The following is a 13,609-nucleotide window of genomic DNA, read 5'->3' on the forward strand; positions in this document are numbered from 1 at the left end:
CTCTGTTATTTGTTTAGCAAACACATTGGGCATCCTTAGCTTCGCATGGTGCTAAATCTAAATTATATCAGCGATACAAATTTTGGATAGACCGGTCACTATACAGTATCTGCCTGTCATGATGATTTAAAACCGTTTTGGGTGAGTTCGCGGATACGATGAGGCGACATTCCAAAAACACTACCGGCGCACCTAAACCGGGTGTCGTGCGGATAGAACCCTACGCGCTTCTTGCGGTTGCTCTGGGCGGCGCGGGGTTGCTCGCCTGGTCGGCGGGATATGCGCTGCCCGGAGGATTTACCGGCGCCGGCCACGCTGCCAATCCGCTGGCGATACTTGCCTATATGGCGCTCGCTGGCGCGGTGATCGGCGGAGTGCGCGGCTGGACGAAGCGCAGACGCCTGTTATTTGCGGTTCCGCTCGTCATTCTGACGCTCGCGATGCTCCGCCAGGCGCTCGACATGGGGTTCGGCGTCCAGTCGGTCCTTGGTGAGTTGTGGGACCGGCCGCGCGCCGCCGCGTTGATCGACGAGGTCGAGCCGGTGAGCATGATCACCGTCGCGACGCTGGCTATGCTGACCGCCGCCGCCGCGATCGTCAACCGCCAGGGTCGCAGCACGACATGGGCGGTCATCGGCTTGACGAGCGTGGCGATGGGCGTGTCGATCATCTCGGGCATCGCCGTCATCACGCGCGTAGAGGCGGCGGATGCGGCAGCGCAGGCCATGCTGCCGGCGCTCCTGCCGGTCGCGCAGGCAATCCCGATCGGGATCGCACTGCTGGTGTGGCGCGGACGGTTCGGCTGGTCCGACATCCTGGCGCTCGGCGCGACGCCCGGCAGGATATTTCGACGCATTTTTCCGGTGGTCATACTGGCCCCCGCGCTGATCGCGCTGTTCGACATCTTCATGAGCTTCGGTGAGGTGCTCCCGCAGCTCATCGCCGACATCGTCATCGCCGGGGGCAATATCGCGATCTTCTCGGCGCTGATGCTGTGGTCGATGGCGATGGTGTCGGCCGAGCATGTCGCGTTGGCCGAAGCGACGACGTTGATCCGCAGCGAGCGCGAAGCCGAACTGCTAGAACAGCACGAGCTGTTGCGGTCGATCCTGCAGACAGTGCCGTCCGCGCTGGTGGTGTTCGACGAACAGGGCACCATCAAGGCGTTCAGCGCGTCCGCCGAGCGGATCTTCGGCCATGACGCCAAGCAAGTGATCGGCTGCAATGTCGAGATCTTGGCGACGGGGCCGGGTCGTAACGCGATGGCGTCGCACGTCGCGCGGTATCTGGAGACCGGGCTGCACGACGTCTCAGACGGCGCCCGCCCACTTTATGCACGCCGATCCGACGGCACGACGATCCCGATCGAACTGCGGCTAGGCGACATGCAGGTCGGGCAGAACCGTATCTTCACGGGCTTCTGGAAAGATATTTCCGGGCGGCTGGCGGACGCGGAACGGCTGGCGGCGATACGTGGCGAATTGCTGCACGTGTCGCGCTTGAGCGCAATGGGCGAGATGGCGGCGGGGCTTGCGCACGAGCTTAACCAGCCACTCGCCGCGATGGTCTATTTCCTCGGCGCGATCGAGCATCTGCCCGACGACGACACGCAACGCGAACGCGGACTGGCGTTGATCCGGATGGCGTCCCAGCAAGCGCTGCGCACCGGCGAGATCATCCGCCGCATGCGCACGTTCACCAGCAACGACGACGCGGAGGCACGTAACGAGCCGATCGCCGAGATTCTCGACGACGCGGTCGCGGTGACGTTCCTCGACGGCGGACGATACGACATTCAGCTCGTGTTCGATATCGACCCGGCGGCGGTCAACGTGCTCGCCGACCGGGTCCAGATCCAGCAGGTGTTCGTCAACCTGCTCCGCAACGCGATGGACGAGCTGAGCAAATGCCCAGCCGACAACCGAATGATCACGATTACCACCAAGCTGATCGACCCCGAGACGGTGGCGTTCAGCGTCGCCGACACCGGTCCCGGTATCGACGCGGCGATGATCGAACAGCTCGGCATGCCGTTCCTCACGACCAAACACGGCACCGGAATGGGCCTTGGGCTATCGATCTCGCGCCGCATCATCGAGGCCCATGGCGGCACACTGACCGCCGCCAACCGACCGGAGGGTGGCGCGATCTTTCGCTTCACCCTGCCCCATATCGACGTCTAGCGCCCGAAGGAGAGTCCGATGGCAACTCGCAGCATCTACATCGTCGACGACGACCAGTCGGTCCGCGCCGGATTGCAAAGCCTGCTGGCGACGCAACCCAGCCTGATGGTCTTCACGTTTCGATCGGGCGAGGACTTCATGGCGCAGATCGATGAACTGGAACCCGGCTGCATCCTGCTCGACTACAACATGCCGGGAATGAACGGGCTCGACGTGCTGGAGGCGATCGCCGACCTGCCAAGCCGGTTCGGCGCGATCATCCTGACCGGACAGGGCGCGATCTCGGTGGCGGTGCGGGCGTGGAAACTGGGCGCGCTCGACTTCCTCGAAAAGCCCTGCGATCCGGGCCTGCTGTTGCAGGCGGTCGAGGGCGCGTTCAAGATCATCGAGCAGGATCAGCAAAAGGCCTCGGTCGCCGAACGCGCGCGCAAGAGCGTCGACAGCCTGACGCAGCGCGAGCAGGACGTGCTGCTCGGCCTGATCGAGGGACGCGCCAACAAGCTGATCGCCTATGATCTCGACATCAGCCCGCGGACGGTGGAGATTCATCGCGCCAAGCTGATGACGAAGCTCGGCGTGCGCAGCCTGTCCGAGGCGTTGCGCATCGCGTTTGCGGCGGGACTCGTCCCGATCGAATGATCAGAGCGCCGGTTGGCTTCGCCATCGCTGGATGATCGGCGGGATCGCAGCGGGGGCACTATGGCGGTCGACCAGCGCGACACCGTCATTTTCAGGGACAGGCTCGTGCAGCGTGTGCGCGATGATGATCACGAACCCCGTCCAGCACTGATCGCGCAACGTCTCCGTCCAGTCGCGCGGTGCCGACGCGATCAGCGGCTCTTCGATGACCAGAATCGCCCGGTCGCGCAGCGTCGCGTCGAGCGTCGGATCAAGATGGTCGGCGGTTGAGATTGGCGTTTCGCCGGCCATGGTGAGATATGCCGCAAGAATGGATCGCAAACCGGGATCCACGATCGCCAGGATCAGCGGCCGCCGCATCGCGTTCAACACCCTTTCACGGATATGGGGTTCGCATCCTGGAACATCGCAGCCTTATACACACCATTGTGAGTATAGTTACACCGCAAAATTAAGTATAACTACCTATTCCGACCCAACCCTGCACAGTCACCCTGCGAATGTCACGCGTCTGCAGCAAACACATTGAGATCCGACGAGCTGTGTTACGCCTTTACCTATTTTTACTATAGCGCAGGTGGATCGCCATGATGCGAACTACGTATTCATCGCAGGGCGACGGCTGACTATCGGTGCGCCCGATCCAAGCGCCAAAGTCCTGTCGCGCAGAGGATCCGCAGGCGATCGTTCGTGGCGGGGCGGATGAGGTACCCGCGTCGATCGGTCAGCCCGGCAGACCGGTGCCCGACAACCCGTCGATGATATCGCGGTTGACCGCGATCAGGTCGTCGATCGATTCCCGGCCGACGACGACGTGGCTGGTGAACTGATCGACCCACAAGGCGAGCGACACGATGCTCGCGCGCATCGCCGGGGGCAGCGCGTTGCCGCTGCTGCCGCAGGCGGACGAGAAGGTGCTCCACAATTCGCGATTGCGATGGAGCGGCTCGATCAGCGCACCGCCGATCCGGCCGGCATCGCGCGCCTGCACCATCTCGCGGGTGATCTCGCACATCAGGCGGCGCTCGGCCTGGCGAGGCGTCTCGACGATGCTGCGGGCGCGTTGATAGGCGTTGAGCGACATGACCATTCCTCCGGGCTGATACCGCATTCTAGACGATTCGGCCGAGGATGTGCGCCCGCACGCGCAACGCGCCGGTCATCCTATAATGAAAGAGCGCATTTCCCATCGACTTTTCCAAGCCGAGGACCAGCCCTCATGACCGACACGATCCTCGCCTGCGATCTTGCAACCGCGCTCGACGCGTGGCCCGACCTGCGCGTCCTGTCGCTGGACTGTTTCGATACGCTGCTGTGGCGCGATACGCATGCGCCGCAGGACGTATTCGGCGCGCTCGGCGCGCCCAATCCTCAACAACGGGTCTGGGCGGAGCAGCGCGCGCGCGGCACCGCAGCGCTTCGACGGCGGCGCAACGAGGTAGGCATCGCCGAGATCTACGCCGAACTCGCGCCGAACGCGACCGCCGAGGCGCGCGCCGCGATGGTGGCGCACGAATTGGCGACCGAGGCGCGCCACTGTTTCGGCTTCGCGCCGGTGATCGCGCTGATGCAGGCGGCGCGCGCGCGGGGACTGATGATCATCATCGTCAGCGACACCTATCTCGATAAGGATCAGCTTGGCGCGTTGATCGCCACCGCGGCGGGCGACAACGTGCGGGCACTGATCGACCGGATCTTCTGCTCGTCCGAATACGGCATGTCGAAGGGCGAGGGGCTGATCGGCAAGGTCGTGGCGGAGTTGCAGCTGCGGCGGGACGCGATCCTGCATATCGGCGACAACCGCGCCGCCGATCTGATCGCGGGGCAGAAGGCGGGCGTGCGCGCGCTGCACCTGAAGCAATTCTCCGCGACCACCGAGCAACGCCTGCGGCTCGAAGCGGCGACGAGCGCGATGATCCACGCGGGCGGGCCCAACGTGCAGCCGCACCGCGCGGCGATCGCGATCGCGGAGCCGGGGATCGACGATCCGGCGGAGCGGCTCGGCTTCACCACGATCGGGCCCGTGCTCCGCGGATTCGCGGACTGGATCGCGCAGGAGGCGGCGACGCTGCGCGCGGCGTCCGGGCACCGGGTGCATGTCCTGTTCCTGATGCGCGACGGCCATCTGCCGAAACTCGTCCAGGACGCGGTGGCGCCGGATGCGGACGCACACGCGATCGAGATCAGCCGCTTCACCGCGACCGCGGCGACGCTTGCAAACGAGGCCGACGTGACGCGCTATCTCGAGGGGGAAGCGGGCAGTCCGCCGGACGCGATCCTGACGCAGCTGCTGTTCGAGCCGGCCGAGATCGCGGTGCTGAAGCGCGAGCTGTCGGCGCAGGGCGCGCATGCGACGCTGGTGCGGGCGATCCGCGCGCCGCAGCGCATGGCACGTATCCTGGAACGCGCGCGCGCCTTTGCCGAGCGGCTGTGCAGCTATCTGCGCGCGACCGTGGCGCCGGCCGCGGGCGATACGCTGATGCTGGTCGACCTGGGGTATAACGGATCGGTCCAGAACCAGATCGAACCGCTGCTGCGCGCGACACTGGGCGTCGAGGTCGCGGGCCGATATCTGCTGTTGCGCGAACAGGACATGCCGGGTCTCGACAAGCGCGGCTTCATCGATGAGCGCGGCTATGATGCCAATACGCTCGAAGCGCTGTGCGGCAATGTCGCGGTGCTCGAACAGCTGTGCACCGCGGCGCAAGGCTCGGTCATCGACTATACCGCCGACGGGCGGACGGTGCGCGCGGCGAATGCGATCAAGGGCGCGCAGAGCGAGACGCGCGACGCGGTGCAGCGCGGGGCGATCCGCTACGCGCGCGAGGCGGTCGCGCCGATCGTCCGCGCGACGCCCGTGACCGACATCGACGGGCTGCGCCGGGGCGCGGCCGCGGTGCTGGCGCGGCTGATGTTCCTGCCGATGCCGGACGAGCTGGCGGTGCTCGAGCAGTTCCAGCACGACGTCAATCTCGGCGGCGGCGACGTCGTGCCGCTGTTCGACCGCGCCATCGCACAGCGCGGCCTGCGCCAGCGCGGGCTGTTCTACATGCGCGGATCCGAGCGCATGTATCTGCCCGCCGAGCTTAACGGCGAGGGGCTCGCGGTCAAGCTGACGCTGCTGGCGCACAAGCGGTTCGGGCTCGCGCTGAAATATGCCGATTTCATCGACCGGACGATCACCCTGCCCGTCCTGATCGCGGACGGCCGCACGGTCGACACCGCGACGATCACCGCGACGCCGACGCATGACGGCTATTTCGTCGCGCCGATCCCTATCAGCGACTGCCGCTATGCGATCGGGCTGCAGTTCGGCCAGCTCTACGAATGGCTGCAGGTGGAGAGCGCGGTGTTCATGCCGGTCGACCGCTTCCTCAGCGAGCGGCAGCGCGCGGGCGCCGAAGAGGTCGCCGCAATGCCGACGCTGGAGGGCATCGAGCAGGCCGGGCCGCACCTGTTCCGGTGCGAGGACCGCGCCGCGTTCATGATGATCCCGCCGCCCAAGCGCATCGACGCGCGCGCGATGATGCTGGCGGTCGTGTTCCGCCCGATCGTCACCCGCGACGCGGTCGATACGCCGCATGCAACTGCCGTGACGCCCGCAATCGCGGAGGTGGCGCGATGACCAACCTGCTGATCCATTCGATGACCGAGTTCACCGACCTGATCCTCGGCGGGCTGGAGCTGGCGGGCGCGCGCCATGTCGTCGAGATCGGTGCCGAGTTCGGCGGGATGTCGCAGGTGCTGGCCGACTATGCCGGCACCGTCGACGGCCGGCTGACCAGCATCGACCCGGCGCCTGCCCCCGCATTCGTCGCTTGGGCCGCGCAAACGCCGCACGTCACGCATCTTGCCGCCCCCAGCCTGGAGGTGATCGCAGAGCTGCGCGACGTCGATGCGTGGCTGATCGATGGCGACCATAATTACTACACCGTACTGCACGAGCTGCTGGCGGCCGACGCCGCATGCGAGCGTGACGGCACGCCGCTGCTCGCATTCGTCCACGACGTCGGCTGGCCGACCGGCCGGCGCGACATGTATTATGCTCCGGCGCGCGTTCCCGACGCCTATCGCCACGCGCATGAATTTGGTGCGGGCGCGATGCTCGATCAGGTGCAGCTGGTGCCGGGCCAGGGGTTTCGCGGCGAGGATGCCTGGGCGATGGCCAATGTGTCGGGGGGCCCGCGCAACGGCGTGCTGACCGCGGTCGAGGACTTCATCGCAGGTGTCGGCGATACCGGGCGGGTGCTGGCGTTCGCGCATGTCCCCGCGGTGTTCGGGCTGGGCGTCTTGTTCGACGCCGAAGCCGCCTGGAGCCCGGCGCTCGCAGAGTTGGTCGCGCCCTTCCACGAGAACCGGCTGCTCGCGACGCTCGAGCGCAACCGGCTGCTGAACTACCTCAAGGTGATCGAGTGGCAGGACGCCGCGGCGCAGGACCAGCGTCGCACGGCGCGGTAATTCGACCGGTCCGGACGCGTCGGGGATCGGCATTCTCCTATAAACAAATACCCCTGCACTCGACGGAGACTTGGTCCTCATCATGGCGAACGGCGTCGGTTTCCTTCTCATTCTCGGATGCGTGTTCGGCAGCTTCCTGATGTCGGGCGGCAAGATGGCCGTCATCTTCGAAGCCTTGCCGCACGAGCTGATGGCGATCGGCGGCGCGGCGATCGGCGCGTTCGTCGTCGGCAACTCGATGGCGACCGTCAAGAACGCCGGCAAGGGCGTGATGCGCGCGTTCAAGGGCGCGCGCTGGAAGGACAGCGACTATCGCGACCTGCTGACGCTGCTGTTCGGGCTGCTGACCACTTTCAAGAAGGGCGGCGCGACGGGCATCGAACCCCATCTCGACGATCCCGCGAGCAGCCGGCTGTTCGCCCCCTATCCCCGGCTTCTCGCCGACCATCACCTGGTCGAGTTCATCTGCGATTATCTGCGGATGATGACGATCAACTTCGAGGATCCGAACCAGCTCGCCGAGGCAATGGAAAACGACATCGACAAGCATCATGGCGAGGAACTGCTGCCGCAGATGGCGTTGCAGACCATGGCCGACGGCTTGCCCGCGATCGGGATCGTCGCCGCGGTGCTGGGCGTCATCAAGACGATGGCGTCGATCGACCAGCCGGTCGAGGTGCTCGGCGCGATGATCGGCGGCGCGCTGGTCGGCACCTTCCTCGGCGTGCTGCTCGCCTATTGCCTGGTCGGGCCGCTCGCCTCGAAACTGCTGTCGATCGTCGAGGACGACTGCAAGCCCTTCGTCATCGCGAAGACCGCGATCATCGGCCACGCGCAGGGCCTGCCGACGCAAGTCGCGGTCGAGATCGCACGCCGGATGATCCCGTCGTCCTTCGCACCTTCCTTCCAGCAACTCGAGACCACACTCGACGAGGCGAAAAATGACCTTAACGCAATCCCAGCCTGAGCCCGTGTCGGACGCCCCCGTGCCGCCCGCGTTGAACGTCCCTCCGTTGGACTCGCCCGTCCCGGATGAGGCCCTGACCAACGCCGCGCCGGCTGCCGTCTCGGGGCTGGACCTCGGCTCGATCTACCTCGGCGGCCACGGCGCCACGGTGACGGCGGAAGACCTGCGCAACCAGCTCATCATGGCCGCCGATCACGCGATGGCGACTGAGATCGACGCGAGCGGTGCGCTGAGCGTCGGCCAGGCGGTGCTGCAACTGCTGATCGCCGCGCGCACCGAGGCCGCCGAGCGCGACCACGACTTCCTCTACACGGGCGCGAGCGCCGCATTCCGCGACCGCGTCGTCGCCTGCCAGCTGGCCGACGCGATCGGACTTGAGATCGGAAAGGACATATCCCTTTGAAAAAGCTCATCCTAACTGTCGATGACTCGGCGAGCATGCGGATGCTGCTCAAGGCGTCGCTGACCGCACAAGGCTTTCGGATCGAAAGCGCCAATGACGGCGAACATGGGCTGGAGCGGATGCACGACGTCCTCCCCGACCTGCTCATCACCGACATCAACATGCCCAAGATGGACGGTTTCGAACTGATCGAGGCGGTCCGTGCCGTCCCACAGTTCCGCGGCACGCCGATCCTGGTGCTGTCGACCGAATTCTCCGACGAGAAGAAGCTGCGCGCGCGTGAGGCCGGCGCCACCGGCTGGATCACCAAGCCGTTCGATTCCGAGAAGCTGGGGGCGGCGATTCGCCGTGTATGCCCGTGAGCGACGAACTCGACGAAATCCAGGCGATCTTCTTCGAAGAATGCGCCGAAGGCCTTGCGGTCGCCGAACAGGGATTGTCGGCCATGGCGGCGGGCGATGTCTCGAAAGAGGTCATCGGCGGCGTGTTCCGCGCGGTCCATTCGATCAAGGGCGGGTCGGGCGCGTTCGGCCATTCCGCGCTGCTCGCCTTCTCGCATTGCTTCGAGAACGTGCTCGACGAGGTGCGCGGCGGCAAGATCCCCGCCACCGCCGAGGTGACCAAGGTGATGCTGGCTGCGTTCGACGTGCTCGCCGATCATGTCGGCGCGGCGCAGGGTGTGGCCCCGCCCCCCGCCGACGCGGCTGCGCTGGCGGCGCTGGAGGAGGTGCTCGCGACCAAGGGCGCCGGGTCCGGCGTGGCGATCACCGCGGTCGCACCCGCTGCGCCTGCCCCGCCGCCTCCAGCCCCGCCGCCGCCCGCCGCGGCTGAGCCCGCGGAGGATCAGTTCGGCTTCACGCCGCTGGTGGCGACGGTTGAGGAACTCGATCCGTTCGGGTTCGAACCCGTCGGCGTCGCGCTAGACGATCTTGGGCCTGACGACTCGCAGCCCTGGACGGTGCGCTTCGCACCCTCGCGCGCGGCGCTGGGCAACGGGGCGGAGCCGTTGCTGACGGTGCGCGAGCTCGAGCGGCTGGGCGGTGTGATCACCGAAGTCGATTGCTCGGCGCTGCCCGCGCTGCGCGACCTCGACCCCGAGGAAAGCTATCTGGTGTGGACGCTATCCGTACCGCGAAACGTCGAGGAAAGCGCGATCGCCGAGTGCTTCGACTTCGTCGCGCCGGATTCGCTGATCGAGATTACGCGGGCGGACGCACCAGCGCCGACGCCCGCGCCGCCGCCGCTGGTGGCCGAACCCTACCCGGCGGACGCGCCGGTGCTGACGCTGGTCGATACGGTCGCGCCGCCCGCGGACAAGCCGGCCGCGCCCGTGCCGCCGCCGGAAGCACGGCCGATGGACTCGGTGCTCCAGACGATCCGCGTCGACCTGACCAAGCTCGACATGCTGCTCAACCTGGTCGGCGAGCTCGTGATCCGCAATTCGATCCTGTCCGACCGGTTGTCGCCGGTCGACCAGGAACGCGTCGAGTTGCCCGAGCTCGCCCGGCTGACGCGCGAGATTCAGGACAACGTCATGTCGCTGCGCGCGCAGCCGATCCGCCAGGCCTTCTCGCGCGTGCCGCGAATGCTGCGCGACCTGACGGCGGAGACCGGCAAGCAGGTGATCCTAGAGATCAGCGGCGAGACGACCGAGGTCGACAAGGGCGTGATCGAGAAGATCGGCGATCCGCTGACCCACATGATCCGCAACGCGGTAGACCACGGCGTCGAGAGCCCCGCCGACCGGATCGCCGCGGGCAAGCCCGCCGAGGGCGTGATCAAGCTGTCCGCCGAGCAGAAGGGCGCACGCATCTTCGTGCGCGTCAGCGACGACGGCAAGGGGATCGACCGGCCGCGGGTGCGCGCGATGGCGATCGACAAGGGCATCATCGCCGCCGATGCGGTGCTGTCCGACGAGGAGATCGACCAGCTGATCTGTGCGCCCGGTTTCTCGACCGCGGCGACGATCTCGAGCATCTCGGGTCGCGGTGTGGGCATGGATGTCGTGCGCTCCAACGTCGAGGCGCTGGGCGGGCGCGTCGACATCACGTCGACGCCCGGGGTCGGCACGACCTTCACGATGATCCTGCCGCTGACGCTGGCGATCCTCGACGGCATGATCGTCCGGCTGGCCGGCCAGCGCTTCGTGTTGCCGCTGACCAACGTGATCGAGACGGTCCGGCCCGAACCCGGCCAGGTGCGGCCGATGACGCCGACCAGCGAGGTGATCGAACTGCGTGGCAGCTACCTGCCCGTCAAGCGCCTGACCAACCTGTTCGGGTTCGCGGACGCACCGCGTCGCCTGCCCGAGGAATCGCTGGTGATCATCGTCGAGAGCGAGACGGTCGGCAATGTCGGGCTGATGGTCGACACGATCGACGACCGCCGCGAGGTGGTGATCAAGAGCCTCGACCAGAACCTGTACCCGATCCGCGGATTGGGCGGCGCGACCATCCTTGGCGACGGATCGATCGCGCTGATCCTCGATATCGACGCGCTGGTCGCCTCGTCCGGCGCGATGGCCTCAAACATACCTTTGAAAGGACTGGCGGCATGAGCACGCTGAACACCCCCGGTGAACGCAAGATCGTGACCTTCTCGCTCGGCAAGCAGATCTTTGGGATCGACATGAAGGCGCTGATCGAAATCCGCGAATGGGAGGACCCGACGCCGCTGCCGAGCGTCCCCGCCTATATCAAGGGCGTGACCAACCTGCGCGGCACGGTCGTGCCGGTCATCGGCCTCGCCGAGCGGCTCGGCTGGACGCCGAGCGTGCTGCATGCCCGCTCGTGCATCCTGGTCGTCACGATCGCGGGCAAGCAGGCCGGGTTCCTGGTCGACGAGGTCGCCGACATCATCGTGATCAACGAGGATCAGATCCAGCCGGCACCCGAAGTCGAGGTGAGCGAGCAGAGCGTCATCGCCGGGCTCGTCCAGGTCGCGCCGCGCGCGCAGGACGGCGTTCCGGCGGACGGCGCGACGATGGTCCTGCTGCTCGATCTCCAGTCGCTGGGGCTGACTCGCGTGCTCGAGCTGGCGGCATGATCCACGAGTGCGCTTCGGCGTATCGGGCCAGGGACACGGGGCCGGGTCCGCTGGGTACGACCGAGCTCGGCCGGACCGAGTTCGCGGTGATCGCGCGGATCATGCAGAGCGAGGCGCGGATCCACCTGACCGAGGCCAAGACGACGTTGGTGCAATCGCGCCTCAGCCGGCGGCTGCGCGATCACGGCGTGCCGACGTTTCGCGACTATGTCCGGATGATCCAGACCGATCCGGTCGAGCGTGCGGCGATGATCGTCGCGCTAACCACCAACCACACGCATTTCTTTCGCGAAAACCATCATTTCGAGCATCTGCGCCGCACCACCCTGCCCTGGCTGAAGGACCGTGCGCGGCGCCAGCCGGTGCGGATCTGGTCGGCGGGCTGTTCGAGCGGCGAAGAGGTCTACACGATCGCGATGTGCCTGCTCGGGCAGGATCGCGCGTCGGCGGGCTGGCTGCGCGAGTCCGACGTTCGCCTGCTGGCGACCGATCTGGCGCCGCACGTCGTCGAGGCCACGCGCCGCGGCGTCTATTCCGCCGAAACCGTCGAGCCCGTGCCCGCCGCCTACCGGACGGCGTGGATGCGGCAGAGCGGCGCGAATTTCGTGATGGCGGACGAAGCGCGCGCGCTGGTCGCAGCGCGCGTGCTCAACCTGTTTGACGCATGGCCGATGCGCCGGAAATACGACGTCATCTTCTGTCGGAACGTGATGATCTATTTCGACGACGCGGCCAAGGCCGAGCTGGAGGCGCGGTTCGTCGAGATGCTCGCGCCCGGCGGGTATCTCTATATCGGGCATTCCGAACGCCTGATCGGCGCGGCGGCGCGGCACATGACCGGCTGCGGCCAGACGATCTACGCCAAGCGCGGGGCGGACGCATGAGAGGCCGCCCGGTACGCGTTCTGATCGTCGACGACAGCGCGTCGATGCGCGCGGTGCTGCGGCGCACGCTTGCCGCCGATCCCGAGATCGAGGTCATCGGCATCGCGCCCGAGCCCGAAACCGCGCGCGCGATGATCAAGGAACTGAACCCCGACGTCCTTACGCTGGATATCGAAATGCCGGGGATGGACGGCCTGTCCTTCCTCGACCGCATCATGCGCCTGCGGCCGATGCCCGTCGTCATGTGCTCCTCGCTGACCGCGCGCGGCGCGGAAGCGACGATCGAGGCACTGCGGCTGGGCGCGGTCGATTGCATCGCCAAGCCGACCGGCAACCCGCACGACATCGCGCGCAGCTCGGCCGAACTCTGCGCGACCGTGAAGTCGGCGGCGCGGTCCAAGGCGCGTCGCGCGCCCGTCTGCACGGTAGCGCTGCAGCCGCCATCGGCGCGCGCGCTGCGCGACGTGGTGATCGCGATCGGCGCCTCCACCGGCGGCGTCGAGGCGCTGTTCGCGATCCTGAAGGCGCTGCCGATCAATTGCCCGCCGGTGCTGATCGTCCAGCACATGCCGGCCGCGTTCACCCCCGGCTTTGCCGCGCGGCTCGACAAGGAATGTGCGCTGACCATCGTCGAAGCGCGCGACGGAACGCCGATCAAGCCTGGAACCGTCTATATTGCACCTGGAGGGACCACGCATATGGAACTGGCGGGCGGCGTCCATGGCCGGATCAAACTGCGGGCGGGCGAACGCTATAGCGGGCATCGTCCGTCGGTCGACGTCCTGTTCCATTCGGTCGCCGAACTGGGGCCCGCGGCGGTCGGGGTCATCCTGACCGGCATGGGTCGCGATGGTGCCGAGGGCCTGCTGGCGATGCATACGGCAGGCGCCCGGACGCTGGGCCAGACCCAGCAAAGCTGCGTCGTCTACGGCATGCCGCGCGCGGCGTTCGCGCTGGGTGCCGTCGACCGTGAAATCGCCTTGTCCGCACTGCCCGAGGCGATCCTCGGCGCGTGCCGCAAATGAGAATT

At 66.7% G+C, this 13,609-nt stretch carries 13 protein-coding genes; 11 read left to right on the forward strand and 2 right to left on the reverse strand.

What is annotated here, in order from left to right:
• The first annotated feature begins 206 nt into the window (after nt 1-206).
• Together EV283_RS12895 and EV283_RS12900 are read left to right on the forward strand one after the other, a co-directional pair.
• Complete coding sequence (locus EV283_RS12895; RefSeq protein ID WP_130325903.1) at nt 207-2,183, forward strand: ATP-binding protein; 1,977 nt, start codon at nt 207-209, stop codon at nt 2,181-2,183.
• Between the two features lie 18 nt (nt 2,184-2,201).
• On the forward strand, nt 2,202-2,822 hold the full coding sequence (locus tag EV283_RS12900) for a response regulator (protein ID WP_107959067.1): 621 nt from the start codon (nt 2,202-2,204) through the stop codon (nt 2,820-2,822).
• On the opposite strand, the gene EV283_RS12905 is transcribed toward EV283_RS12900, so the two are convergent.
• Entirely contained in the window at nt 2,823-3,194 is a 372-nt protein-coding gene (locus EV283_RS12905; RefSeq protein WP_242615954.1) for a hypothetical protein, read from the reverse strand. It lies immediately after the preceding gene.
• Between the two features lie 352 nt (nt 3,195-3,546).
• Nucleotides 3,547-3,906, reverse strand: coding sequence for a flagellar biosynthesis regulator FlaF (locus EV283_RS12910; protein WP_130325905.1), 360 nt, complete (start codon nt 3,904-3,906; stop codon nt 3,547-3,549).
• Nucleotides 3,907-4,041: 135 nt separating this feature from the next.
• Here EV283_RS12910 and EV283_RS12915 point away from each other — a divergent pair, with 135 nt between their 5' ends.
• The 9 genes from EV283_RS12915 (at nt 4,042) to EV283_RS12955 (ending at nt 13,604) form a co-directional block, all read left to right on the forward strand.
• Nucleotides 4,042-6,447, forward strand: coding sequence for an HAD family hydrolase (locus tag EV283_RS12915; RefSeq protein ID WP_130325907.1), 2,406 nt, complete (start codon nt 4,042-4,044; stop codon nt 6,445-6,447).
• Nucleotides 6,444-7,280 (forward strand): class I SAM-dependent methyltransferase, encoded by an 837-nt coding sequence (locus EV283_RS12920; RefSeq protein WP_130325909.1) that lies wholly within the window; start codon nt 6,444-6,446, stop codon nt 7,278-7,280. Before EV283_RS12915 ends, EV283_RS12920 begins: the two co-directional genes overlap by 4 nt.
• A gap of 82 nt (nt 7,281-7,362) precedes the next feature.
• Nucleotides 7,363-8,247: a flagellar motor stator protein MotA gene (motA, locus tag EV283_RS12925; protein ID WP_130325911.1), complete on the forward strand. Its 885-nt coding sequence runs from the start codon at nt 7,363-7,365 to the stop codon at nt 8,245-8,247.
• Between the two features lie 46 nt (nt 8,248-8,293).
• Nucleotides 8,294-8,650 (forward strand): STAS domain-containing protein, encoded by a 357-nt coding sequence (locus EV283_RS12930; RefSeq protein WP_242615955.1) that lies wholly within the window; start codon nt 8,294-8,296, stop codon nt 8,648-8,650.
• Nucleotides 8,647-9,012 (forward strand): response regulator, encoded by a 366-nt coding sequence (locus tag EV283_RS12935; RefSeq protein ID WP_130325913.1) that lies wholly within the window; start codon nt 8,647-8,649, stop codon nt 9,010-9,012. Before EV283_RS12930 ends, EV283_RS12935 begins: the two co-directional genes overlap by 4 nt.
• The gene (locus tag EV283_RS12940; protein WP_242615956.1) at nt 9,003-11,207 is read left to right on the forward strand and encodes a chemotaxis protein CheA; all 2,205 of its coding nucleotides are present in this window, start codon (nt 9,003-9,005) and stop codon (nt 11,205-11,207) included. The genes EV283_RS12935 and EV283_RS12940 overlap by 10 nt, the downstream gene beginning before the upstream one ends.
• Entirely contained in the window at nt 11,204-11,695 is a 492-nt protein-coding gene (locus tag EV283_RS12945) for a chemotaxis protein CheW (RefSeq protein ID WP_130325915.1), read from the forward strand. Before EV283_RS12940 ends, EV283_RS12945 begins: the two co-directional genes overlap by 4 nt.
• Nucleotides 11,692-12,579: a protein-glutamate O-methyltransferase CheR gene (locus EV283_RS12950; RefSeq protein ID WP_130325917.1), complete on the forward strand. Its 888-nt coding sequence runs from the start codon at nt 11,692-11,694 to the stop codon at nt 12,577-12,579. Before EV283_RS12945 ends, EV283_RS12950 begins: the two co-directional genes overlap by 4 nt.
• Nucleotides 12,576-13,604, forward strand: coding sequence for a chemotaxis response regulator protein-glutamate methylesterase (locus EV283_RS12955; RefSeq protein WP_130325919.1), 1,029 nt, complete (start codon nt 12,576-12,578; stop codon nt 13,602-13,604). The genes EV283_RS12950 and EV283_RS12955 overlap by 4 nt, the downstream gene beginning before the upstream one ends.
• Nucleotides 13,605-13,609 lie beyond the last annotated feature (5 nt).

The sequence above is a fragment of the Sphingomonas sp. BK036 genome, assembly GCF_004216825.1.
Taxonomy (GTDB): Bacteria; Pseudomonadota; Alphaproteobacteria; order Sphingomonadales; family Sphingomonadaceae; genus Sphingomonas.

What these genes read in the sequence shown, in the direction of transcription:
- EV283_RS12900 (WP_107959067.1), top strand. Translation starts at nt 2,202, where the DNA reads ATGGCAACTCGCAGCATCTACATCGTCGACGACGACCAGTCGGTCCGC.
- EV283_RS12910 (WP_130325905.1), bottom strand. Translation starts at nt 3,906, where the DNA reads ATGTCGCTCAACGCCTATCAACGCGCCCGCAGCATCGTCGAGACGCCT.
- EV283_RS12915 (WP_130325907.1), top strand. Translation starts at nt 4,042, where the DNA reads ATGACCGACACGATCCTCGCCTGCGATCTTGCAACCGCGCTCGACGCG.
- EV283_RS12920 (WP_130325909.1), top strand. Translation starts at nt 6,444, where the DNA reads ATGACCAACCTGCTGATCCATTCGATGACCGAGTTCACCGACCTGATC.
- motA (WP_130325911.1), top strand. Translation starts at nt 7,363, where the DNA reads ATGGCGAACGGCGTCGGTTTCCTTCTCATTCTCGGATGCGTGTTCGGC.
- EV283_RS12940 (WP_242615956.1), top strand. Translation starts at nt 9,003, where the DNA reads ATGCCCGTGAGCGACGAACTCGACGAAATCCAGGCGATCTTCTTCGAA.
- EV283_RS12945 (WP_130325915.1), top strand. Translation starts at nt 11,204, where the DNA reads ATGAGCACGCTGAACACCCCCGGTGAACGCAAGATCGTGACCTTCTCG.
- EV283_RS12950 (WP_130325917.1), top strand. Translation starts at nt 11,692, where the DNA reads ATGATCCACGAGTGCGCTTCGGCGTATCGGGCCAGGGACACGGGGCCG.
- EV283_RS12955 (WP_130325919.1), top strand. Translation starts at nt 12,576, where the DNA reads ATGAGAGGCCGCCCGGTACGCGTTCTGATCGTCGACGACAGCGCGTCG.